Source organism: Parabacteroides sp. AF27-14 (assembly GCF_003635425.1).
Taxonomy (GTDB): domain Bacteria; phylum Bacteroidota; class Bacteroidia; order Bacteroidales; family Tannerellaceae; genus Parabacteroides; species Parabacteroides distasonis.
Genome location: NZ_QTLZ01000005.1, coordinates 93,424 through 114,312, shown reverse-complemented (window position 1 = coordinate 114,312; position 20,889 = coordinate 93,424). Strand labels below are relative to the sequence as shown.

General features: G+C 41.4%; 29 protein-coding genes. 13 read left to right on the top strand and 16 right to left on the bottom strand.

Annotated features, from left to right (window positions below):
* The first annotated feature begins 191 nt into the window (after positions 1 to 191).
* The 10 genes from DWY79_RS07430 to DWY79_RS07385 all read left to right on the top strand — a co-directional run bounded on the left by DWY79_RS07430 (position 192) and on the right by DWY79_RS07385 (position 7,003).
* Positions 192 to 539, top strand: a complete 348-nt coding sequence (locus DWY79_RS07430; protein ID WP_122369120.1) for a helix-turn-helix transcriptional regulator — start codon at positions 192 to 194, stop codon at positions 537 to 539.
* 10 nt (positions 540 to 549) lie between these two features.
* Positions 550 to 1,251, top strand: coding sequence for a hypothetical protein (locus tag DWY79_RS07425; protein WP_122369119.1), 702 nt, complete (start codon positions 550 to 552; stop codon positions 1,249 to 1,251).
* A gap of 61 nt (positions 1,252 to 1,312) precedes the next feature.
* Positions 1,313 to 1,705, top strand: a complete 393-nt coding sequence (locus DWY79_RS07420; protein ID WP_122369118.1) for a hypothetical protein — start codon at positions 1,313 to 1,315, stop codon at positions 1,703 to 1,705.
* Between the two features lie 291 nt (positions 1,706 to 1,996).
* A complete protein-coding gene (locus DWY79_RS07415; protein ID WP_122369117.1) occupies positions 1,997 to 2,497 on the top strand; it encodes a hypothetical protein in 501 nt (166 codons plus the stop codon).
* Positions 2,498 to 2,625: 128 nt separating this feature from the next.
* Positions 2,626 to 2,907 (top strand): hypothetical protein, encoded by a 282-nt coding sequence (locus DWY79_RS07410; RefSeq protein ID WP_122369116.1) that lies wholly within the window; start codon positions 2,626 to 2,628, stop codon positions 2,905 to 2,907.
* Between the two features lie 299 nt (positions 2,908 to 3,206).
* Positions 3,207 to 3,482 carry a hypothetical protein gene (locus tag DWY79_RS07405; protein ID WP_122369115.1) on the top strand — a complete coding sequence of 92 codons (276 nt, stop codon included), beginning with the start codon at positions 3,207 to 3,209 and terminating at the stop codon, positions 3,480 to 3,482.
* 397 nt (positions 3,483 to 3,879) lie between these two features.
* Positions 3,880 to 5,112 (top strand): site-specific integrase, encoded by a 1,233-nt coding sequence (locus DWY79_RS07400; protein WP_118196620.1) that lies wholly within the window; start codon positions 3,880 to 3,882, stop codon positions 5,110 to 5,112.
* A 76-nt stretch (positions 5,113 to 5,188) separates the two neighbouring features.
* Complete coding sequence (locus DWY79_RS07395) at positions 5,189 to 5,773, top strand: site-specific integrase (protein WP_122369114.1); 585 nt, start codon at positions 5,189 to 5,191, stop codon at positions 5,771 to 5,773.
* Between the two features lie 12 nt (positions 5,774 to 5,785).
* Complete coding sequence (locus DWY79_RS07390) at positions 5,786 to 6,292, top strand: ORF6N domain-containing protein (protein WP_122369113.1); 507 nt, start codon at positions 5,786 to 5,788, stop codon at positions 6,290 to 6,292.
* 258 nt (positions 6,293 to 6,550) lie between these two features.
* Complete coding sequence (locus DWY79_RS07385) at positions 6,551 to 7,003, top strand: RadC family protein (protein WP_122369112.1); 453 nt, start codon at positions 6,551 to 6,553, stop codon at positions 7,001 to 7,003.
* A 33-nt stretch (positions 7,004 to 7,036) separates the two neighbouring features.
* Here the strand turns inward: DWY79_RS07385 and DWY79_RS07380 are convergent, their stop codons facing one another.
* On the bottom strand, positions 7,037 to 7,480 hold the full coding sequence (locus DWY79_RS07380) for a PH domain-containing protein (protein WP_122369111.1): 444 nt from the start codon (positions 7,478 to 7,480) through the stop codon (positions 7,037 to 7,039).
* A gap of 475 nt (positions 7,481 to 7,955) precedes the next feature.
* Between DWY79_RS07380 and DWY79_RS07370 the strand changes: the two genes are divergently transcribed.
* The 3 genes from DWY79_RS07370 to DWY79_RS07355 all read left to right on the top strand — a co-directional run bounded on the left by DWY79_RS07370 (position 7,956) and on the right by DWY79_RS07355 (position 9,484).
* Positions 7,956 to 8,489, top strand: a complete 534-nt coding sequence (locus tag DWY79_RS07370; protein WP_122369110.1) for an antirestriction protein ArdA — start codon at positions 7,956 to 7,958, stop codon at positions 8,487 to 8,489.
* A 280-nt stretch (positions 8,490 to 8,769) separates the two neighbouring features.
* Positions 8,770 to 8,985: a DUF3873 domain-containing protein gene (locus DWY79_RS07360; protein WP_007483934.1), complete on the top strand. Its 216-nt coding sequence runs from the start codon at positions 8,770 to 8,772 to the stop codon at positions 8,983 to 8,985.
* Positions 8,986 to 9,004: 19 nt separating this feature from the next.
* Positions 9,005 to 9,484: a hypothetical protein gene (locus DWY79_RS07355; protein WP_122369108.1), complete on the top strand. Its 480-nt coding sequence runs from the start codon at positions 9,005 to 9,007 to the stop codon at positions 9,482 to 9,484.
* 301 nt (positions 9,485 to 9,785) lie between these two features.
* Here DWY79_RS07355 and DWY79_RS07350 read toward each other — a convergent pair whose 3' ends face one another.
* From DWY79_RS07350 to DWY79_RS07280, 15 genes are all read right to left on the bottom strand, one after another.
* A complete protein-coding gene (locus DWY79_RS07350; RefSeq protein ID WP_044301334.1) occupies positions 9,786 to 10,103 on the bottom strand; it encodes a hypothetical protein in 318 nt (105 codons plus the stop codon).
* 12 nt (positions 10,104 to 10,115) lie between these two features.
* Positions 10,116 to 10,565, bottom strand: coding sequence for a DUF3872 domain-containing protein (locus DWY79_RS07345; protein WP_122369107.1), 450 nt, complete (start codon positions 10,563 to 10,565; stop codon positions 10,116 to 10,118).
* Between the two features lie 21 nt (positions 10,566 to 10,586).
* Positions 10,587 to 11,165 (bottom strand): conjugal transfer protein TraO, encoded by a 579-nt coding sequence (locus DWY79_RS07340; protein WP_032854648.1) that lies wholly within the window; start codon positions 11,163 to 11,165, stop codon positions 10,587 to 10,589.
* 2 nt (positions 11,166 to 11,167) lie between these two features.
* Entirely contained in the window at positions 11,168 to 12,076 is a 909-nt protein-coding gene (gene traN, locus DWY79_RS07335) for a conjugative transposon protein TraN (RefSeq protein ID WP_122369106.1), read from the bottom strand.
* A gap of 39 nt (positions 12,077 to 12,115) precedes the next feature.
* Entirely contained in the window at positions 12,116 to 13,480 is a 1,365-nt protein-coding gene (traM, locus tag DWY79_RS07330) for a conjugative transposon protein TraM (protein ID WP_122369105.1), read from the bottom strand.
* On the bottom strand, positions 13,455 to 13,760 hold the full coding sequence (locus tag DWY79_RS07325) for a TraL conjugative transposon family protein (protein WP_121962875.1): 306 nt from the start codon (positions 13,758 to 13,760) through the stop codon (positions 13,455 to 13,457). Before DWY79_RS07325 ends, traM begins: the two co-directional genes overlap by 26 nt.
* 3 nt (positions 13,761 to 13,763) lie before the next feature.
* A complete protein-coding gene (gene traK, locus DWY79_RS07320) occupies positions 13,764 to 14,387 on the bottom strand; it encodes a conjugative transposon protein TraK (protein ID WP_007483923.1) in 624 nt (207 codons plus the stop codon).
* A gap of 12 nt (positions 14,388 to 14,399) precedes the next feature.
* Positions 14,400 to 15,425: a conjugative transposon protein TraJ gene (gene traJ, locus DWY79_RS07315; RefSeq protein ID WP_122369104.1), complete on the bottom strand. Its 1,026-nt coding sequence runs from the start codon at positions 15,423 to 15,425 to the stop codon at positions 14,400 to 14,402.
* A gap of 19 nt (positions 15,426 to 15,444) precedes the next feature.
* Positions 15,445 to 16,074, bottom strand: coding sequence for a DUF4141 domain-containing protein (locus DWY79_RS07310; protein ID WP_122369103.1), 630 nt, complete (start codon positions 16,072 to 16,074; stop codon positions 15,445 to 15,447).
* Between the two features lie 4 nt (positions 16,075 to 16,078).
* Positions 16,079 to 16,435, bottom strand: a complete 357-nt coding sequence (locus DWY79_RS07305) for a DUF3876 domain-containing protein (RefSeq protein ID WP_118196841.1) — start codon at positions 16,433 to 16,435, stop codon at positions 16,079 to 16,081.
* Positions 16,436 to 16,462: 27 nt separating this feature from the next.
* Positions 16,463 to 18,967 carry a TraG family conjugative transposon ATPase gene (locus DWY79_RS07300; RefSeq protein ID WP_120145316.1) on the bottom strand — a complete coding sequence of 835 codons (2,505 nt, stop codon included), beginning with the start codon at positions 18,965 to 18,967 and terminating at the stop codon, positions 16,463 to 16,465.
* Positions 18,964 to 19,290, bottom strand: a complete 327-nt coding sequence (locus DWY79_RS07295) for a DUF4133 domain-containing protein (protein WP_032529744.1) — start codon at positions 19,288 to 19,290, stop codon at positions 18,964 to 18,966. Before DWY79_RS07295 ends, DWY79_RS07300 begins: the two co-directional genes overlap by 4 nt.
* An 11-nt stretch (positions 19,291 to 19,301) precedes the next feature.
* A complete protein-coding gene (locus DWY79_RS07290) occupies positions 19,302 to 19,598 on the bottom strand; it encodes a DUF4134 domain-containing protein (protein ID WP_007216059.1) in 297 nt (98 codons plus the stop codon).
* A gap of 164 nt (positions 19,599 to 19,762) precedes the next feature.
* Entirely contained in the window at positions 19,763 to 20,443 is a 681-nt protein-coding gene (locus DWY79_RS07285; RefSeq protein ID WP_122369102.1) for a hypothetical protein, read from the bottom strand.
* Position 20,444: 1 nt separating this feature from the next.
* A complete protein-coding gene (locus tag DWY79_RS07280) occupies positions 20,445 to 20,885 on the bottom strand; it encodes a DUF3408 domain-containing protein (protein WP_122369101.1) in 441 nt (146 codons plus the stop codon).
* Positions 20,886 to 20,889 lie beyond the last annotated feature (4 nt).

The following is a 20,889-nucleotide window of genomic DNA, read 5'->3' as shown; positions in this document are numbered from 1 at the left end:
TTTGCCTCCTTACATTATTATATATGTGTTGTACTTTATATTTTTGCAACTACTATTAATTATTACAGGTGCAAATAAACAGATATATTTTGATATAACAAAGAAATTATGATAAAATATTAGGTGTATATCATATAAATTTTGATAACAAGATCCCTGTTTGCAAAATTAGAATATGTAACTTAGTATATATGAAGAATTTAGATATACATATAGGTGAGATCATTACAGATGTGATGAAAACTCAAAACATCACAAAAGCAGAACTTGCTAGAAGATTGGATGTTAAGCCTCAGAGTGTGGATTATCTTTTAGGTCGATCGAGTATTGATACAAACACTTTGTATAATGTTTCAGAGGCATTGGATTATGACTTTGCCAAATTGTATTCACTAAAACAAGATCAGACAGATTGTGATAAGGCAAATTTTGATTTTGTTCCTAAAAAGGCAAAAGTATTAGTTGAAGTGGAGCTTAATACCGAGGATGTAATTAAGTTGAATTTGAAAGAACGTATTGTACAAATATTGAACAAATAATTGCGAGGAGATGTATCGATACAAATTTGTCTTCTGGGTTTGTACAATATGTGGTATAGTTTCTATACCGCTATCTATAGCGGCTATAGCTATTTCTACAGCTAGAATTGGTACTACGGAATTTGATCCAAATGGTTTTTATGGTTGGATAGTTGCGATATTATCTCTTTTGGTAACGATTCTTATTGGATGGCAAATTTTTAATTGGATGGGGATAAAAGATGATGTAGTTATTGTAAAGAAACGGATGGAGGAGTTAGATGGGAAAATAGAGCAAGTAGATAAACAAATAACAAAGACTAAATCAATGGAATTAAATCAAATTATAAATCTGTCTTCTGGATATGAAAATACAATTTATTCTGGTACAAGAGTGTATTCTAATTCTGAAATTGAGGCTCTGATCTACAATCGATCCAGTTCTGATATTTTTGTAATTTCGTTTGAAGTGTATAATAATACTATTGATGAAAAACAATTATTAAGTCGCAAATTAATTAACACAACGATAAAAGGAAAAGGTTTTTTAGAGTCAGAAAGATATACAAAAGAGTCTATTTATTTCAAATTTAGTGCAGTTCCTGTAATAGTATGGACATTTGAATATGATAATTATACTTATGTAGTTTCGTGTTTGTGGAATGATTATGATAATATATCGTTAATCGCAAAGAAAAAGATGGATCATGATAACCCCGGCAATAAAGGATAAGTTTCTTGGTTAATGTTGACTTATGCTTTTACAAGGAAATAATGATTGAAAATTTTTAATTATGGAACTAAAGGATTTTGTTCGGGATACGCTACTTGACATTGTGCAAGGGGTGAAAGAGGCGCAAGATGTATGTGGTGTTAAAGGGGCGATTATAAGCCCAAGAAATGTTCAAATGATTACACCTAAGGCTAATATTGAAGGTAAAGTGCATTATGTTCAAATGGTTGAATTCCAAGTAGTACTGGGAGAGGAGCAAAATGAAAAATCGGATGTTTCCGGAAAAGGCTCTATATCCGCAGTGCTGGCTCATGTTGGCATAGACATAGGAATGTCCAAGAAAATAGAAGAAGGTAATAATAATCAGACTGTTATTAAATTCTCAGTACCTGTTATATTACCTTCGATAGATAACAAAGAATTTGAAATACGCAGGGTTGCTAATAGTCGCTAAGTATCAGATTCTTGTAAATTTCCATATCGATATTTGCCAGTCAAGATAAAGATTACAACGCTCTGTATAAATATGGCATCGTCGTCGAAGTCGGTATGTAAAGTATCTTTCAAAAACATCTTTACTAATTTGTATCGGATGTAAACGGAAATAATTTTTTTGATCATGGTGATAAGTATTAAATGTTTGTCATTCTAAAATATAAAAAGCTAGTTCTGTTTTCAATGGATTGTGAAGCTGCATGTGGTTGCGGATGTGATATTGTAAATAAGAAATATTAGATTGGATACAATGAACAAAAAAGAACGTTGGATAATATATCCATTCCTTATCATATTGATAATTGTTGCTTTTACTGCACTATGCCAAGAGCATCCTAGAATTGGAGGGTTTGATTATCTCGGTTTTATTATGGGAATTCTTTCATTCCTTTTGGCGATATTGGCTGTTATGTTCGGATATAATATTCTTGATATTAAAGGACGTATAAAAGAGAATGTAGAGAAAGAATTTGAAGGTGTAAAATTAGACATAGAAAAGTTGCAATCGGAAGTCTTGTTTTTAAGGAGTAAGGTTGTTGTGAGGAAGATATTTGTAAAAGGTAACATTGTTATAGAAACAAAAAAATTTAAATGTAAAGACTTAATTGCTTATGCAAAAGATGTCCACATGTTAAATGCCGAGATAATAGACGAAGATTTAATAATTAAAGATAGTTCTGATTTTGATCCGAATGCTGAATATTATGCTTCTTGTGATATAATATCGCATGTAGTATGTGATGATGAATAAGTCGGTAGAATTTTAGGACGATTTAAATAGGATAGGTATGGAAAATGAGCTTTCAATATTAATTTCTTGGTTAATGTTGGCTTATGCTTTCACAAGGTAGTAGTATTTGAATTATAAATTGTAGATTTATGAAAATAGTTAGTGTACTTCGTTTTGATAAAGAAGATAAAATTTACCGAGTGTATAATCCTTCTAAGAATACTCTTTGTATGGAACAGCTTCCAAGGATAGGGGAAAAGCTTGTTTTTGATATTGAAGGCGTTTCACATATAGCGGAAGTTATAGACGTTCATTATTCTATTTCAGATGGAAATGTCGATATAATAATAGGTCAAGAACGTCTATATACTGATTATAAAACAGAACTTGATGCTTTGGGAACTCTGGCTTTCAAAACGCAGTTGAAATAATATTCATCTGCGTATGGTTTGAGTTCTTCAAGCTGTTTCTTTGTGAGATACAGTCCTACGAAAGGAGGTTGTTTGCCTTCTTTCACTTGTCGCATTGCATTAGATACGGCTTTGCGAATTTTAATTTGTTGAATCTGTTTATCGAACATAGTTTTTAGTTTAAAATATAATTACATGGAAGATAAAGACAAAATAATAGCCTCACTCCGGAAACAGCTCAAAGATGCTACTAGCCGGTGTAATGCCTTGGAGCAGGAAAATGCTCTACTGTCATACCAACTAGAGAAGAGGGAAAAGGAATGTCCGGAATCACGTTAAGGATAGACAAAGGCAAGTCTCCCGTTTTTACCGAGATCATGAGTCTGCTTCAAGCTTTCCCCGGATTAAAGGAATGCAAGAGGCATTATTCGGTAAGGCTAACGGAAGAGGATGTTTTCAGGTTCCGGAATGAGCTGGAGCGGATCATGCAACTCTTGCCTCATTTGGGCGAAAAGGAATGGTTCGAAATTCCGAGGTATGGGACGGACGAATGGGCTAACTGGATGATAGACCTGCATCAAAAAAGACGACTATAAATGTCGTTTTTACTATGTATTTACAGTATCTGTTGTAACAAATTGATAATCAAATTGTATTATCCGCACTCGAAATGCGGTGAGCGGGTAACCGCTCCCTGGGTTCGAATCCCTGTCTCTCCGCAGAACCTACTGGACAAAACAGGACAGTAAGTGGACAAAAACCTACAAATCAGCGATTTGTAGGTTTTTTTATTGCCTATAAGTCTTGTTTCCAAGACAACAAAAGGACTTGAAAAGACATAGTTTCGTTACTAAATCGTTACCTATTCCCTACCGGACAAAAACGGTAACGATTTGTCCCGAAATGACCGCAGAAAGTCTGAATTTGTCCACCGTCTATCTATCTCACATTTAACGAGTTATTAGTAGTTTTGCAACTTAAAAATGTGAGGTTATGAAGAGTACATTTAAAGTCCTTTTCTATTTAAAGAAAGGCTCTGAAAAAAAGAACGGTGAGGTTATGATTATGGCAAGAATTACCATTGACGGTAAACTTTGCCAGTTCAGTACAAAACAAAGCATTTTGCCTGATAGCTGGAATATCGCAGCAGGAAAAGCCAAAGGTAAGGATGCAGGCAAAATCAATGCTTTATTAGATGATATAAAAGCATCCCTGAACAATATCTACCACGAACAACAACGGCGTGACAATTATGTAACAGCCGAAAAGGTGAAGAATGAATTTTTGGGACACAGTGAGAAACACGAAACCATCCTTACTCTTTTTAAAAAGCACAATGATGATGTTAAGCAGTTGGTCGGCATATCTAAAACGATTGCTACCTACCGCAAATATGAAGTGACCCGCCGCCATCTTGCCGAGTTCATCCAAAGCAAATATAATGTATCGGATTTCGCCATAAATGAAATAACCCCGATGTTCATTACCGATTTCGAGCTATATTTGCGTACTACCTGTAAATGTGGCTTTAACACAACAGCCAAGTTTATGCAGTTTTTCAAACGCATTATCTTGATAGCCCGTAATAACGGCATCCTGATAGGCGACCCATTCGCCAGTTATAAAATCCGTTTGGAGAAAGTGGATAGAGGTTATTTGTCAGAAGATGAAATAAAAATAATCCTCAAAAAGAAGATGGTTTCCGAACGTTTGGAACAGGTACGTGATGTTTTTATCTTTTCCTGTTTCAGTGGTTTGGCTTATACAGATGTTGCGAACTTGAAGCAAGACAATATTCGCAAGTCCTTTGATGGTAATTTGTGGATAATAACCAAGCGTCAAAAAACAAATACAGATGTGAATGTTCCTTTGCTGGATATACCTAAAATGATACTGGAAAAGTACAAAGGTAAATTGCCTGATGGAAAGATACTTCCTATTATCAGTAATCAGAAACTTAATGCGTATTTGAAAGAAATAGCTGATGTATGTGGTGTTAAAAAGAACTTGACATTCCACCTTGCAAGGCACACCTTCGCTACCACAACTACACTTGCCAAAGGTGTACCCATCGAAACTGTTAGTAAGATGTTGGGACACACCAATATAGAAACTACACAGATATACGCCCGCATTACCAATAATAAGATAAGTAACGATATGCAGGGACTTGACAAGAAGTTTGTCGGCATTGAAAAAATCTACAAAGAAGTATCTATGAAATAGGTATATAGGGAACTTATCACAATATGTGATAAGTCCCTTTTCTACCCTATTTATTAACCCTAAAAATTATTGTCGTATGAAACAATATATAAAAAGAGAATTTCTCACACCGGAAGAAAAAAAATTAATCGTGAAAGTAAAGTTACCTATTGCCCGTTTAGATAGAGTTCGGGATATATTTCTTTTTTCCTGTTTTACCGGACTTACGTTTGATGATGTGGATAAGTTACAAGAATATAATATAGAGATTTTGGAGAACGGAAAGCGTCAAATGAAGATATATATACCATTGAGTAATAAAATACGGGAAATTCCGCTTTTGGCTATCCCTTGTCTGATTTTAGACAAATATAAAGGGAAACAATCTGATGGAAAACTACTACCCTTATCATGTAAGGCAGCTTTTAACCATAATTTGAAAGAAATAGCCCGGTTATGTGGTATAAATCGGAATTTAACTTTCCATTTAGCACGTCATACTTTTATCGGTACGGTGACTGTTGCAAATGGTATCTCGCTAAAAACTGTTGCTGATATTTTAGGACACACCCAACTAAATTGCATACGCTCTTTTATAGAGCCGACCAATGACAAGGTACAGGAGGATATGGCAATACTTTCAGAGAAGTTTAGGAAGATAGAAAAATTGTTTAATACTTAAATATAGGAAATTATGGACTTACAAATCATTCAAAACAAGATTTTTGAAATTAGAGGTTGCCGTGTCATGCTTGATTTTCATTTAGCGGAACTTTATCAAGTTGAAACAAGAGCTTTGAAACAGGCTGTAAAAAGAAACTTATCTCGTTTTCCCGATGACTTTGCTTTTCAGCTAACAAAGGATGAATGGCAGGAACTTATCACAATTTGTGATAAGTTCCCTGAAAATATCCGGCACACACCGACCCCGCCTCTCGCATTTTTGGAGCAGGGTGTCGCCATGCTTAGTAGTGTCTTACGCAGTCAGACTGCCATAGACGTGAATATTTCCATCATGCGTGCTTTCGTCCTCATGCGTCAAATGTCAATCGGTTACGAGGAACTTCTTAAACGCATTGAAGAACTGGAACAGAGTACGGATGCACAATTCAGCGAAGTGTACCAAGCACTTACCCAGTTATTAAGCAAACCCGAACCGAAGCCACGCAAACCGATAGGATATAGAACCTATGACGAATAACTGTTTAAGGTATTCGGTTGTCTAAGGGGTGTCATCAGTGATACCCCTTTTTCAGTTCCCTAAAGTAATGTATCTCAATCACAAATTTTAGCAAAGTTACAGCCCGGTGGGGACAAGTACCAAATCCGAGCCGTTCCGGTTTTCTAAAAAATCTCCACACCTACGGGTCGTATTTTTTGAAAAGATTAGGTTGAAGTCCCCGCCAAACTGTGGGTGTCCGGCAAAATTTCTTATTGTTTAATTTAAAATTCAAGCGTTATGAAAACAACAGAATTTACCATGCCGGAAATCACTATCTCTTATAAGGACAATGTAAAAGCATCCGAAAGAGTGAAAATACTTTCTTCTGAAACTTCTTATTCTTACTTAAAACCTTTCTATTCTGAATGTATGGAACACCACGAAGAAAGTTATGTAATGTTCCTCAATCGGGCTAACAAGGCTTTAGGCGTTTCCCTTATCTCTAAAGGTGGTATGTCTGAAACTGTAATGGACGTGAAAATCATCCTGCAAACTGCCTTAAAAGTCCACGCTTCGGGTATAATCCTCTCACATAACCACCCATCGGGCAACCTACATCCGAGCGAACCGGATAAAAAAATAACTACCAAAATAAATGAAGCCTGCAAGGTCTTAGATTTACACCTGTTAGACCATATCATCTTAACAGAAGAAAGCTATTACAGTTTTGCAGACGAAGGGCTTATTTGAGCCCTTTCTTTGTTCTTTAAATACTCTCTTTAATTATTGAATTTGCGCATTGATTTCGTTCCTGAACTTCATAGGATTGGCAATAAAGTTAAATTGATTTGTTGCCCCACCCGTAGTTACGACAATAGAACCAAAACCTAAAATACGTCCCATGACACTTTGATTAATGCGTAGTCCCTCACATTTACTTAAAATCAATTCGAGAGCGTCCCGGCTTAGAATACCTGATTTTAGAATGACCTTTTTATTTGTGACAACATATTCAGCCCCCATCTTTAGAAGAACTCTTTTTATCAACTGGAACAGTCCCAACAATAACAGAAGTAAGCCGATATAATAAATGAAACCTGTCTGTGCAGAAGAAAAGAAAGCACCCAGTAATAACAGTATTGCCGGATATACGAATATATACCAGTGAATATCTGCCTTATATTTAATTTCTTCACCTGCTTGTAGATTGTTTTGAATATAGCTCATAGTCTTTGTAAATTAATAGATTGCATAGTTTTATTATCAGGGGACAAAAGTACATATAATCAAAACGGTATAAAATAAATCTTAGATTTTTCTTTCAGACCAAAACTTAAATTTAAAATAAAACCATTTTTCCAGTTTCTCTTATTGTAAATCTTCCTCTTAGGCAGTTCCCAGCCGGAGCAGTCATTATCGTTTCACATAGGCAAAGGTATTTCCGTGTTCTTCACGTCTTTGCAAGGTCAAGCCCTAAAGGGTTTAAACAAAAATCTTCCTGTTGTACTTCGTCCAAAGAGTATTTTTCTTTAAAATCTTGCAAAGCCTAAACACTACCCTTTAAAGCCTATATGAAACGAAAACGACCGCCCCGACCGGAAACGCATAAAAAAAAAGTCAGATTTACGAGAAACAGGAAAAAAGGTTATGAAACTCAACTCCCTTACCTCTCAAATCCGCATAAATTAAAAAAACAGAAGTCATGGAAGCAGTAACATTATCAGAAGCAAGAGTTTATGTAGGTACTTACAACAAGTATAATAACGGTTCACTTTTCGGCAAGTGGTTAGACCTTTCCGACTATTCAGACAAGGACGAATTTTTGGAAGCGTGCGCCGACCTGCACAAGGACGAGCAAGACCCGGAATATATGTTTCAGGATTACGAAAATATCCCTGAAACCCTGTTTTCCGAAAGTAGTTTGTCTGAAAAGTTTTTCGAGTTACGGGACGCTACCGAAAATATGGATGAAACGGTACAGGAAGCCTTTTTTATATGGTGTGAGGATGCAAACAAGGACTTTAATAAAGAAGATGCAGACAGCCTTGTTTCCGCCTTTACTAATGATTATATAGGGCAGTACGACAGCGAAGAAGATTATGCAGAAGAATACATAAGGGAAACACAAGATTTATCGGATTTCGTGCTGCAATATTTCAATTATGCACAATACGCCACCGACCTTTTTTGTAGTGGATATTGGTTTAAAGATGGTTTCGTTTTTTATCGCTCCTGATTACTAACTGGGTGGAGCAATCCACCCACAACACACCAAGACAATGAAAGTATATAATAAGATAACGACTTTTTTACGATGGTTTATACTTGCTTTTATCATCTATCAAGCAGCCAGCAGCACCGCCGGAATGTGGATAGCCCTAATCATAGGCTTTTTTATTATCCGTTTTGTTCTCCGGCTGCTTATCTCCGCCGTTTGCCTGTTTTTTATGGCATTTATTTTCATTGTCCTGCTTTCACTTCTGATTATCTGATAACTCATTTTAAATTATAACAATATGGAAAGTTTAAACAAAAACGGGGTAAGCATTACCCAAACACCGGGAGAGGAAAAATATGTAAAATGCTGTTTAGGCGCATTTAGGGGTCAAATCTATTATCAATATGATTACCGCCATACAGACGGCGAACTGTTCAGCACCCTTGCCAAAACACTTGACGAGTGCCGCAAACGGCGGGATGAATGGATGGCGAAAAAAGAAAAGGTACAATAACAATTTAAAAGCTACATTTATGAAAACGACAGAAGTAAATAAAAAAATTATCGGCAGACGTTGTAAGTGCATATTTACGGGCTTACTGGTAACGGGTATTATTGAAGCCGTAGAAGAAAACGAACATTCCGTGCAGGTGAAAGTACGTTTCGACACGCCGCACCAGTGGGGGGATGAACTTTATTCCTATGACTGGTCTTTCGGACGTAAGGCAGACGGTTTCGGGTCTTTGAAATATTTGGAACTGTTGCCCGACGAAACGACATTCGATGCAATGATAGTTACTTTCGGCGACCCCATCGGCACATTAGACGGTATTTTTGAGGATGTGAAAACATGGGGTGTCTGTTCCCTGAAAGGCTGGATAGATAGCTACGAAAGCACCCGTTTCACGCCCATAGACGTAGATAAGGCAGTTATAACGAGTGAATATAATATGGAATGTGTAAAAGAATGGCTGGAACATAACACACCCATAAAGAACATTATAATCGGTTAATTAAGAACGGCGGCAAATGCCGCCGCTACTTTCTTTCCGTGAGCCTAAGCGGACAAAGAAAGGTAGCAAAGAAACCTGTTTCCATTCCCTATAAAAAAGATAACCCGCCGGGAAATACCCGCCGGATTATCTATCATAACATTACGCATAACGTATCATTCCAATTCTTCGCCCCATAGTTCCTTATCGGTCGGAGCGTATTTCATTTCATGCCAGCACCAGCCACCCACCAGCAGGTAAAAGGCAGCCAAAGCCATAAAGAAATTACATACCATAAGGATAGTATATCTGAAACCTGATATTATTCCTCATGGTGCAGAAAGGTTACTTTCAGAACACATACCATTTCTTCATCTTCGGCATCAAATTTCCACGTCCGCTTTTTGACAACCATTTCCGTATCAAAATCGAAATGTTCCAGTACGGGTGCATTATCTTCTTCATCCGCCCACCTGAAAGCCTGATTAGACGGTGTTTTCCTTAATTCCACCCGGTCAAATTGGGAAATGCTTTCTTTATCCACTATCACAATGTCACCGACTGCCGGAACTGCATCCGTTTTCCATGTGGTATTTACAAAAAATGAAATACCGTTTATATCCAATTCTATTTTAACCATGTCCTTTTTACTTTATTTGTTTTCTTCTTCCTTGTTATTGTCATTGTTAAATGAAAATGTTAATTGCTGTAACGTCCCGAAGCTATCCTGAAAATACACATCTACCGTTTGCTGGTCGGTCGATGCGGAAGTATAATAAAGCCGGAATGTTTCACCCGGAAGCGGGTACAGGTCATTCGGCAGTAAAACCGTCCCATCGGACATTTTCAGCGTTCCCGCCCCGTCCGGCTGGAAATAGCGGATGAAATACTTTGTTTCCTCAAACCGCCCGTCCCGGTGAAGCTGACACCTGATTTCGGCGGTTTCACCCACTTTTAATTTTTTCGGAACAGGCATCGTTTCGATACTAAACGGGTAAGACTGCTGTATATCCACATCGTCATTACACGCACCCACCAATAACAAGGCGGCCATTACATAGCAGCCTATCAAAATGCGGCTTATAATCTTTCTCATATACATTATATATAATAGGTTAGTTTATCACATTATAAATTTCAGTCCCACGCCAAACTGTGTATGGAACTTTCCGACTGAAGAACCGAACAGGCATCTTTCCCTTGCGTTAATCAGGAACACCACCCGGTCGGTAATATAGCTTTCCAGTTCCAGCGTCAGCGCACCGCCATAGACAAAACCGTCCTTATCGGTCAAGGTCGAACCATCGGGCAGCAATTTATCGCCCCAGTTGCTTGTTTCGTACCCGGCAAGGGCAGACAAGCCCAGCGAAAGGAAAAAGGTTTTCTTCCGGTCGGAAAGGAAATTCAGATAGTAACCGCCCTCACCTGTAAACTGGCTCACGGGTATCTGTAAATCCTTATAGGGGTAATGCTTTTCGAGGTATTCCCCGCCGATAACCCACCTGTTCCCGTTTTTGGTATAGGTGGAAAGAGCCGCCCCGAAGTAATAAGCGAAATCACTTTTACTGTTCCAGTGAACACCGTCCGCCATGCCACCCGTAACCTGCAAGCCTTTCATTCCCGGCAGACATCTTTGTGCGTGTGCCTGGTTAAAAGTCAGGCACAGCACAAAAAGGGATATAATACAGCATATCCTTTTCATGTTCATTTGATTTTGAGTTCGTTAATCACTTTTGCCGCCACGATGTCGGAGTTCTCCACCCGGATGGTTTGGTGTCTGCCACCGTTCTTTTCCACCAATTCGATAACTAATATCTTATCGTCAGGGATAGTGAACTGCGGAACGGTGTACACGGTGCGGACGGTACTTTTGCCACCGATAACCAGTATCTCGTTATAACTCCGCACCGGGTCGATAACGGTTTCCTGAATAGCCGTTCTTTTGGCTACCTTTTTATCCACAATCTTGAATCGGATAAAATCAGTATCAAACGGCACGTTTGAACTGTTCCTTGTTTGTGTATGGAAATAGAACAGCCCGTTATGCGAATAAATGCCCTTTACCAAGAACTGCACCCCGAAACGCTTGCATCCCAAATGCTTTATTTCCCGGTCATTGTTCTTGTAGATGGACTGCATAATCAGCTTTACCAAAAGCGGGCTTTCGCTGCCCAGTTCACGGAAATAGATGTTCATCCGGGTATGGCTGAAATCCGTTGTGTCCTCATTCTCCAAGAAATCTTTCATTTCGATATTCAGCATTTCCGGTTCATGTGCGTACTTTGCATTAAAGGAATAAAAACTGCCATCCTCACAGATAACGGAAAAATTGGTTTCACCGGGAAAGCCCTCTGTCGTAGCCTTGACCCTGACAACATTTTCCGCCCCGTCCGCTTTTCCGGCAATAATGTAGTTACTGCCTAAATCCACGTACTTAACGGCAGACGGGAAAATGATATGTACCGTTTTGGCGAATGTCACCTGTACGCCGTAAGGTGTCACCATTTGGCGGTAAGGCAGTTTCTTTGTAATGCCTTGATACAAATCGTTACTTTGTGCTTTCACGGAAACCACGCCCATGATAAGAGCGAATAAAATCATTAACTTTTTCATTTGGATTGAAATTTTTATGGTTGATAATTGATAAATAGATTATTGCTGTTTGGCGTAAAGCATCACCTGATAGTTCGCTTTCAGGTGTACTTTTACCGTCCGGAACTTTTTTGCAAGGTATTGCGAACCGCCCTGCATCACGCCCCTTGTTATATCCATTGCGACCTGCTGTCCGGCACTTTGCGCAAAGGAAATGCTCGTACCCAGTCCCGCACCGATATTCGCCATCGCTTCTTTGACTGCTTCCTGTTCCAGTGATGAGGGAACGGAAAGCCCCTTTTGCCCGTCACTGTCGTACACGGCAAGTTCCACCGGAATGATGTTACCCGCATATTCGAGCGAGGACACCAGTATGTCGAGCCGTTCCCCCTGCACTTTGGCACTTCCTGAAACAAGGCTGTTTTTCGGGACAATCACGTTCCCCGCCTGTAACGGTTCTAATAGCCGAAGTTTAACCGTTTGCCCGTCCATAAGTGTTTGGTCGTTATGCACACACGCCCGGATAGTGTTCTTTCCCATCGAATAACCACTGCCGACCGCCGTATTAAACCCGTAATTGCGTGGCTTGCTGTATTCGGCGACAAATTCGGCGTTGCTCATAGGTTGCTGCAATCCTGAAACCGTCCTGTCCGATACCGATTTTACAGGTGCGGCATTTCCTTTGCCCTGAACGGGTGCGGTAGGTATCACTTGCGCTACTTGTTCCTGCTGTCCGCCGTTCATATACTTTGCCGCCAGTTCGTAGGACTTTTCCATAAGTGCAACCTGTTCATCCATGTTGCCCGCACCGTTTTCTTTCGCATCGAGCCGGGCAGTAAGTTCTTCCACCTGACGTTTGAGTTCCTCTTTTTCTTTGTCCTCTTTCGGCGTTTCGTAGAAACTGCCTAACTGACGGTTCATGTCCCGGTAAGCTGCCGCCGAAGATTGGATAGAGGAACGGCTATTGTTCGGCGCACCCGCCCCGAAGTCTATTACATTGGTTTTCGGTTTTTCTGCCGGAGCATCATCTATCAGGGTCAAATCTTCCCCGTTCCCGTTATCCTCTCCGAGCGAAAAGGCAAAATCCTGTAAGGAGCGCATCTTGTCCGCCTGTTTGTTCTCCATTTGTTCCTGTTCGTAGGCGGTCTTTTTATCGCTGATTATCCCGTCCCCTTTGGGTTGCGGAATATCGGCATTAAATCCGCCCACGTTTTCCACCTTTGTTTCTTCCTTATCGGACGGTGCAAAAATCAGGCACATAGACCCCAAGAAAACCAGTCCCATAAGCGGGTAAACCAGCATCTTTTTTCGTTGCTGTATCTGCTGCGGGGTCAGTTCCTTTTTTTCCTTTCCCTGTTTTTCAGGTTCTTTTCCCTTTGCCGTTTCCGGTGTGGGAACTTCATTCTTCACTTCTTTTTCTTCCATTGTCTGACTGATTAAAAATGTTCGTACTGTCTTTACTTTGTAACTGCAACTGCCTGATGTGTTCTATCCGTATGGTTTCGCCATCCTCTTTTCCTATCCGGTAAATGGATGATACCGTAAAGTAGATGGATAGCCCGCCGAAGAACAGGAGCATAAGCAGGATTACCGCCAGCCTTATTTCCGGTGTCATGCGCCCGCACAGGTGGCGGAGTTTTTCATCCGCCCAGTCCTGTATGCGGGTAATCGCCTGATTGACCGGAGAGAGAATTTTCCGTATCATGGCTTACCGCTTTATGGTGTTCAAATCCTTGTTTTCCGTTATCTCGAAACTTTCCATCATAAAGCCGTGCGGGTTATTATCCGAGCGCACAGCGTTCAATAACCGGCAACGGGTGACAAGGCTTCTTTCCGTCACGCTGCTTTCACGGATAATCATTTGGCGGGCATAGGTAGCCACCGCATACGGGTACACATCGAAATTGCAAGAAACGCTGTCTATCTGTATGGTCTGGCTGATATTGCCCGAAATGATACGGTTGTAATATCCCTTTTCCGAGAGGTCACGGTAATAGTTAAATGCGCTCTTATCGGCGAGGAACAGCGACCGTTTGATATTACTTTCGATAGCGTTCTTATCCGGTGAGAGCGTGAAAAAGAGTTCGTGAAAACGCTTCACGTGTTCCCTTGCTTCGACCGGACGGTTTTGCGAGAGGTCTTGCGAAAGCGCAAGCATTAACGATTTGCCACCATCCAGCACATAAATCTTCTGCCGTTGTGCTTCGGCAAACGTGTAGGAGTTCCAAACGGCATAACCCGTTATCAGGGTACACATAACGACAAACACGATACCGAAAAGCCGTATCTGTTTGAAACTGGTTTCAATGTTCTTTAAACTTTTAAATTCCATCTTGATTTTTAATTATTGATTACCTTTGATTAGTTTACCGCCGACCCTGCCGCCAGCGTTCCCGGTGGCTGCTCCGGCTACCGCACCAACGCCACTGCCCGTTTTATTGGCTGCACTGTTTATATTCCGGCTCATGTTGCCCATTCCGCCCGCCTGAATAATCCAGTTCGATACGGTGGGGATGGTGAAGTAACCGATGATACCGATTATCATAAAGATTATGTACACTGAATTGCTGCTATCGGGTACAAAATTGGGGTCTGATAGCTCCTGAATATCCTTTTGGAGCATAAGCACCTGTATTCGGGCAAGAATGGAACTGAACAGGTCTGAAACGGGCAGCCACAGGTAAACGGAAATGTACCTTGTTATCCATTGGGTCAGTGTCGCCTGAAAGGCATCATATACACTGATGGCAAAGGCTATCGGACCCAGTATGGAAAGGACAATCAAGAAAAAGGTTCGGATAGTATCTATCACAAGGGCTGCCGATTGAAAAAGCAGTTCCAACAATTCCCTGAACCAATCCCGGACGGATTGCTTGATATTGTGGGCTGCCCTATCCATGTACATACCGCCCATTGTGGCAATATCTTTGGCAGACCATCCCAATTCGTCAATCTGTTTATCAAATGCTTCATCCGAAACAAGGTAAGCCGTTTCCGGATTGCGCACCATCGCTTCATATTCCAGTTTGTCCTTTTGTTCCCGGTAGGCGTTCATATCGAAAGTTTGCGTTTCGAGCATATTGTTACACCCCTTGACTACTGGTGACATCACGCTGTTAATCGTACCCAGTACGAATGTGGGGAAGAACATAATACAGAAGCCTATTACAAAGGGACGGAGCAAAGGGTAAACGTCTATCGGTTCGGCACTGGCGAGCGACTGCCATACTTTGGCAGCCACATAAAACAAAGCCCCCAGTCCCGCTATTCCTTTGGCTACCCCCGCCATGTTCCCGCATAACGGCATCATATCCGTGTACAGACTTTGTAAAATCTGATGCAGGTTATCAAATTCGATTGCTAATAACATATCTTTGATTTATTTGAAGTTACCAGTAACGTTCATCCGCTGAACCATAAAGAGCCATTACCCGGTCGGTGTCCTTTTTCTTTTTCGCCCGCAGGTAGGAAACAGAAATATTTTTGCGGGTATAATAACTCACCAAATCCCGGTAGTTCCTGATGGAGTTATACGTCCGGTCGATAACGTCCATCCTTTCTTTGTCCGACATGGAAAGCCCGTTGATGTTCACAACACCTTTCATTTCTTCCAGCACATCGGAACTTTCCTGCAACAGTTGGGTGTAGCCGTAGGCGATGGCTGAAAGTTCGTCCGGCGTATAGTTTTCATCCGAAAGCATCTTCTGAAAACTGTTCACATAGATGTCGGAAATCTCCCCGATAAGCAGGATAGACTTCTGTACTTTCCGGGCATCTTTGACAAGGTTATGCACTGATTTAAGCCTGTCGTAGTATTCCTTACCTTGTTGGTATATTTTTACCGTTTCCTGAAAATTCTTTATCATATTCTGTGCGGTCGAAGAAGTCTGAATGATGTTCTTTGACGCATTGATAATCCCTTGCGCCAAGTTGCCGGGGTCACTCACCACCCACTGTGCGTTTGCCCGAACAGCAAACAAACTGCCTATTACAAGCAGCATTATAATCTTTATTCTCATACGCTTATTTCTTTATTGGTTGTTTACTCCGTTTGTATTCTCCGCCGGGTGAAAGCAAAATCCGGTCGTTCTCCTTGTCATAGGTCAGTAGGACGGAAAGCCCCGTTTCGATGAACAGGTTTCCGTCCTGTTCTGAAATCTGATAGGTTTCCGTTTGGATAGTCCCCCGGTAGGTCATTTTGCGGGTCGTTACCCTATAATGCCCGTTTTCCTCAAAGAGAGTAAACGCCGGACGGTTTTTCACGCTTTCCCAGTCACCACGCATCGCCCTAAGACGGTCGGCGTTCGTTTCTTTGCAGGAGGAAAGCCCCAGTAACAAAGTGCATAACAGCACCGGAAACAGGAATTTTAAATGTTTCATACTGATTGATTTTAAATTGTTAATTGATTATTTTTCAGGATTGCGCTTGCTTTCAGCAAGCCGTTTGATAGCAAGTTCGAGGTTGCCGCCCAACTTTTCGGACAAGGCGAAAAGTTCCATCTTTTCCGTTTCTTCGGTGGTGTATGTAAAATATTCTTCCAAACTCACTTCGGTAGCATATACGGCTGATTGTGTACCGCCTAAGCCTATCCAAACTTCCTTGTATTTCCGGTTCGGATGATTGGCAAGGTTGATGGAAAGCACCTGTGAACGTTCCTTATCGGTCAGTCCCAAAAGATTCTGTATGCTATCGAATTTATTAAGATACTTCCTTTGGTCGAGCAGTATTTTACAATCGGAATTGTTTATAATACTCTCTTTTACAATAGGCGAGGAAATAATATCTTCCACTTCCTGTGTGACTACAATCGCTTCGCCGAAATACTTTCTAACGGTTTTGTATAAATATTTTATGTAATCCGCCATATTCGCCGATGCAATCGCTTTCCACGCTTCTTCTATCAATATTAATTTCCTGATACCCTTTAGTTTACGCATTTTGGAAATAAATACTTCCATGATAATAATGGTTGTAATCGGGAACAGGATTTTGTGGTCTTTGATATTATCCAACTCAAAGACAATGAAACGTTTATGCAGCAAATCAAGCTCCTTGTCGGAGTTCAGCAGGTAATCATATTCGCCCCCTTTGTAGTAAGGTTCTAATACATTCAGGAAGTTGTCTATATCGAAATCCTTTTCCCGGACGTTCTTTTCTTGCAGGTGCGCCCGGTAGTCATTTTTCACATATTCATAGAATGTATTGAAGCAGGGAGTAACCGAACTATCCTTAGTAATCAGTTCGATATAGGAACTTACGGCGTTTGACAAAGCCACTTCTTCCGCCCGTGTGGGTGCTTCATCGTCCCTTTTCCAAAGGGTCAGGATAAGCGTTTTGATACTCTCTTTCTTTTCAATATCGAATACCCCATCTTCCACATAGAAAGGATTAAACGCTATCGGGTTTTCAGTAGTATAGGTAAAATAAATCCCATCTTCCCCGTGCGTTTTCCGGTTTATCATTTCACACAATCCTAAGTAACTGTTTCCGGTATCAACCAGCAGGACGTGCGCATTTTGTTCGTAATACTGGCGCACCATGTGATTGGTGAAGAATGATTTGCCGCTACCACTCGGCCCAAGTATGAACTTGTTGCGATTGGTAATGATACCTTTTTTCATGGGCAGGTCTGAAATATCAATGTGCAACGGCTTTCCTGTGACCCTATCCACCATCTTGATACCAAAGGGAGAAAGCGAACTTTTGTAGTTCGTTTCTTCGGTGAACATACAAAGAGCCTGTTCTATAAAGGTGTAGAAACTTTCTTCCGCCGGAAAGTCCGCCTGATTGCCGGGTATGCCCGCCCAAAACAAGGTCGGTGTGTCGGTGGTGTTATGACGTGGCTTGCACTCCATAAGTGCGAGCTGTGACCCCACATCATTTTTAATGTGTTTGAGTTCGTCCCGGTCGTCACTCCATGCCATGATATTACAATGGCATCGCACGGAGATAAGCCCCTGTGAATGTGCTTCGTTCAAATATTCCTCTATCCAAGACTTGTTAATCTGATTGGCACGGCTGTATTTGGAAAGGGAGTGCATATTGCGAGCCATCTTTTCAAACTGTTTCAGGTTCTCCGTATGGTCGTCAATGAAGATGTACTGGTTATAGATATGGTTACAGGAGAGCAACACGCCCACCGGAGAAGCAAAAGATAATCTGCAATCGCTCCGGTCGGTGGATAGCTTTTCATAGCGGGTATCAGTTCCCACCTTGCCCGGCATATCTTCCGCATCCGAAAGAGTATGCAAACAAAGAATATCGTCACCTATCCGCATATCTTCGGCGTTCAGTTGAATATCTTTCAATGTGGTAGTGTCTGTTTGTGAGAGTGAAAAGTATTTTTCCACGATACCCGCCGTTTCCTTTGTCCCGGTGATTTCGTCCGAAGTCAGGCGGGTAAGGGTAATGAAACCGCTATCATTCATAATGCTTTCAAACTGCCCCACCGCTTCGAGGAACTTTGTAACCGTTTCCTTGTCCTTTATCTCTTTGGGGACAAGGAAGCCCCGGCAAAGAGTAGAAAAATTACTCTGCATCCGGCTACGTTCCTTTGTCGTTTTCGTCAGAAACAAATAGCAGGTATGGTTTAAGAACGGTCTTTCATTAAAATGCCGTTCAAAGGAACGGGAAAGGAAACTCAAATCATCCTTTTGGATGTCAGGCGCATAGTTTTCTTTGATGAACCAGTCCTGTTTATGAACGATGCTATAATCGGGCAGCACCTTTACCGCCTTGTTCCAAGCGGAATGTATCGCTTCGTATTCGGCTGCCGTGACGGTGAACAGTTCCGGCAGTTCCACCCGGAACGCCACCGTTATGTCGGCGTCTTTGGAAACGATGCACCCGTTTTCCACCGTGAACAGTGGAAACTTGTTTTCCAGCGTAGTAGCTTTTAATATATTTCTCATTTCGATGCTTGTTTTAAATGGAATAATCGGGATATGGCTTTTCGGTTGATGATATGGAAAGGGTGGCTTTTGCGTGCGGACAATTTCATTAACCCGTGTGTCCCGTACTTTTCGTTTAACCGGAATGTGAGCCATACAAGCAACGTTGCCGAAGTAACGCCGAAGATGATGCACACCCACTGGTTAATGCCTACCATGTACATGATGATGAAAAGCACGAACAGGGCTAACAGCCCGCCCGCAAAAATGAAAAGATACTGACTTTTCAACCCTTTAAACTCAACTGGCTTGCCTATCCCCCTGTTAATCGGATAGTCTGCCATAGTCCATTTCTTTAGAGGAAGAATGAACGTAGGATAGTGGCAGCGACAATCAAAAAGATACAAGCACCAAACCAAGAAGCCGCCGTTTTACTGGTGTCAGGGTCGCCCGAAGAAAACTTGCCATAGACTTTCACGCCGCCAATCAAGCCCACCACCGCACCGATGGCGTAAATTAATTTTGTCGCCGGGTCGAAATAGGATGTTACCATGTTGGTAGCTTCTGTAATACCCGCCATGCCGTTACCTTGTGCAAAAGCAGAGGATGCAGCCAATAGAGCGACTGCCGAAAAGAGAACTTTCTTTTTCATTATAAATACATTGATTTTTAAATTGCCGGGCGGTTGGATAGTCCGCCCGGCGGAGTGATTAATAATTGAATTTTTGTGGTTGCGGGGAGTATTCCCCGTTGATGCAAAGGTTTGTCCTAACCGTAATCTCTTTGTTTCATCATCTTATTATTTAAAGTTTACCATTAAAGAAAATCGTTCATGTCAAAGTCTGCCATTTCATTACTTCCGGCAGCCGGGACGGTGGCGGGCACGGGTATCTCATGCTTTTGTAAAAGTTCCGCTACCCGTGACCTGCCCCCGTTTATCTGCTCCACCAGCGAATGAAACAGGTTTGTTTCCGTCCGGCAGATGGTTTGAACCGCTTGCCGTTCTTCTGTGTCGGATGCTTGTTTTATCTGAATGACCTGAACCATTTGCGCCAGTTCCCCCAGTGTGATACCTTGCGCCATTTCCGGTTCACCCTCACCTATGTAACAGGCGATTTCTTCCGCTTCGATTTCATCCGCCGAAACGTCCGTTTCTTCCGTATTTTCCGTTTCAAATTCCATTTCAAATTCGGTTTCAATCGCTTGCGCAGCAGGTGTTTCAGTTACCGTTTCATCGCTTTGCGGGACAAATATAGAAGCATTATCAACCCCTTTTGAAAGGTGTCCTAAGATGTCCCCGTTTGTCCTCATTTGTCCCATCCGGTAACGGCTTGCACCTACAAGACAATCACCGTTTCCGGCTTTCACGGTCGGTTTGCTTTCCGGTTGTTCCGGCTGCTTTTTCCCACCCGTGAACCATGTTCCCAAGCTATCCCTGTATCGCCATAAGAGAACGGCGTAATACAGGAGTGTTCCGATAATAAACCATTTCAACATATCAGAACGGCTTTTCAAATTTGCTTTCGTACAGTTCGTTTATCTCGTCCTGAAACTGGTCGAAATGCCGGAGCAGGATATTTTCTACATAGCTGCTCACGGTTGCCTTGCGTCCGCCGATAACGGTTACTATCTTCATTAGCTTTTCGTGTGTGGTACGGCTGACATATAACGGTTGGCGGTCGGTCAAGTCCACCCGCATGAAATAGGTTTCCCGGTAGTCGCCCGGAGTGTTCTTTTTCCGGCGGGCAGGTTCTTTCACCGCCTTTTCTTCCTTTGCCGTTTCCACTTTATCTACTGTTTCCGCTTTATCATCCGGTTTCTCCGGTGTATCTACCATCACCGATGGTGTTTCCTGTTTTTTCACGGGCAAGCCCTGTGAAATAATCTCTTTCATAAAATCCTCGTCAATTTGCGGTTTCCCGCCGCTTTGCTTTGCCATATCA

Excerpts from the sequence above, each read along its gene's own strand:
- DWY79_RS07405 (WP_122369115.1), top strand. The coding sequence starts at position 3,207 with ATGTCCGGAATCACGTTAAGGATAGACAAAGGCAAGTCTCCCGTTTTT.
- traM (WP_122369105.1), bottom strand. The coding sequence starts at position 13,480 with ATGGAAGAAAAAGAAGTGAAGAATGAAGTTCCCACACCGGAAACGGCA.
- traJ (WP_122369104.1), bottom strand. The coding sequence starts at position 15,425 with ATGTTATTAGCAATCGAATTTGATAACCTGCATCAGATTTTACAAAGT.
- DWY79_RS07425 (WP_122369119.1), top strand. The coding sequence starts at position 550 with ATGTATCGATACAAATTTGTCTTCTGGGTTTGTACAATATGTGGTATA.
- DWY79_RS07295 (WP_032529744.1), bottom strand. The coding sequence starts at position 19,290 with ATGGCAGACTATCCGATTAACAGGGGGATAGGCAAGCCAGTTGAGTTT.
- DWY79_RS07430 (WP_122369120.1), top strand. The coding sequence starts at position 192 with ATGAAGAATTTAGATATACATATAGGTGAGATCATTACAGATGTGATG.
- DWY79_RS07390 (WP_122369113.1), top strand. The coding sequence starts at position 5,786 with ATGGACTTACAAATCATTCAAAACAAGATTTTTGAAATTAGAGGTTGC.
- DWY79_RS07370 (WP_122369110.1), top strand. The coding sequence starts at position 7,956 with ATGGAAGCAGTAACATTATCAGAAGCAAGAGTTTATGTAGGTACTTAC.
- DWY79_RS07395 (WP_122369114.1), top strand. The coding sequence starts at position 5,189 with ATGAAACAATATATAAAAAGAGAATTTCTCACACCGGAAGAAAAAAAA.
- DWY79_RS07380 (WP_122369111.1), bottom strand. The coding sequence starts at position 7,480 with ATGAGCTATATTCAAAACAATCTACAAGCAGGTGAAGAAATTAAATAT.
- DWY79_RS07340 (WP_032854648.1), bottom strand. The coding sequence starts at position 11,165 with ATGAAAAGGATATGCTGTATTATATCCCTTTTTGTGCTGTGCCTGACT.
- traN (WP_122369106.1), bottom strand. The coding sequence starts at position 12,076 with ATGAAAAAGTTAATGATTTTATTCGCTCTTATCATGGGCGTGGTTTCC.
- DWY79_RS07345 (WP_122369107.1), bottom strand. The coding sequence starts at position 10,565 with ATGTATATGAGAAAGATTATAAGCCGCATTTTGATAGGCTGCTATGTA.
- DWY79_RS07310 (WP_122369103.1), bottom strand. The coding sequence starts at position 16,074 with ATGAGAATAAAGATTATAATGCTGCTTGTAATAGGCAGTTTGTTTGCT.
- DWY79_RS07400 (WP_118196620.1), top strand. The coding sequence starts at position 3,880 with ATGAAGAGTACATTTAAAGTCCTTTTCTATTTAAAGAAAGGCTCTGAA.
- DWY79_RS07410 (WP_122369116.1), top strand. The coding sequence starts at position 2,626 with ATGAAAATAGTTAGTGTACTTCGTTTTGATAAAGAAGATAAAATTTAC.
- DWY79_RS07300 (WP_120145316.1), bottom strand. The coding sequence starts at position 18,967 with ATGAGAAATATATTAAAAGCTACTACGCTGGAAAACAAGTTTCCACTG.
- DWY79_RS07355 (WP_122369108.1), top strand. The coding sequence starts at position 9,005 with ATGAAAACGACAGAAGTAAATAAAAAAATTATCGGCAGACGTTGTAAG.
- traK (WP_007483923.1), bottom strand. The coding sequence starts at position 14,387 with ATGGAATTTAAAAGTTTAAAGAACATTGAAACCAGTTTCAAACAGATA.
- DWY79_RS07385 (WP_122369112.1), top strand. The coding sequence starts at position 6,551 with ATGAAAACAACAGAATTTACCATGCCGGAAATCACTATCTCTTATAAG.
- DWY79_RS07290 (WP_007216059.1), bottom strand. The coding sequence starts at position 19,598 with ATGAAAAAGAAAGTTCTCTTTTCGGCAGTCGCTCTATTGGCTGCATCC.
- DWY79_RS07285 (WP_122369102.1), bottom strand. The coding sequence starts at position 20,443 with ATGTTGAAATGGTTTATTATCGGAACACTCCTGTATTACGCCGTTCTC.
- DWY79_RS07305 (WP_118196841.1), bottom strand. The coding sequence starts at position 16,435 with ATGAAACATTTAAAATTCCTGTTTCCGGTGCTGTTATGCACTTTGTTA.
- DWY79_RS07420 (WP_122369118.1), top strand. The coding sequence starts at position 1,313 with ATGGAACTAAAGGATTTTGTTCGGGATACGCTACTTGACATTGTGCAA.
- DWY79_RS07415 (WP_122369117.1), top strand. The coding sequence starts at position 1,997 with ATGAACAAAAAAGAACGTTGGATAATATATCCATTCCTTATCATATTG.
- DWY79_RS07360 (WP_007483934.1), top strand. The coding sequence starts at position 8,770 with ATGGAAAGTTTAAACAAAAACGGGGTAAGCATTACCCAAACACCGGGA.
- DWY79_RS07325 (WP_121962875.1), bottom strand. The coding sequence starts at position 13,760 with ATGATACGGAAAATTCTCTCTCCGGTCAATCAGGCGATTACCCGCATA.
- DWY79_RS07280 (WP_122369101.1), bottom strand. The coding sequence starts at position 20,885 with ATGGCAAAGCAAAGCGGCGGGAAACCGCAAATTGACGAGGATTTTATG.
- DWY79_RS07350 (WP_044301334.1), bottom strand. The coding sequence starts at position 10,103 with ATGGTTAAAATAGAATTGGATATAAACGGTATTTCATTTTTTGTAAAT.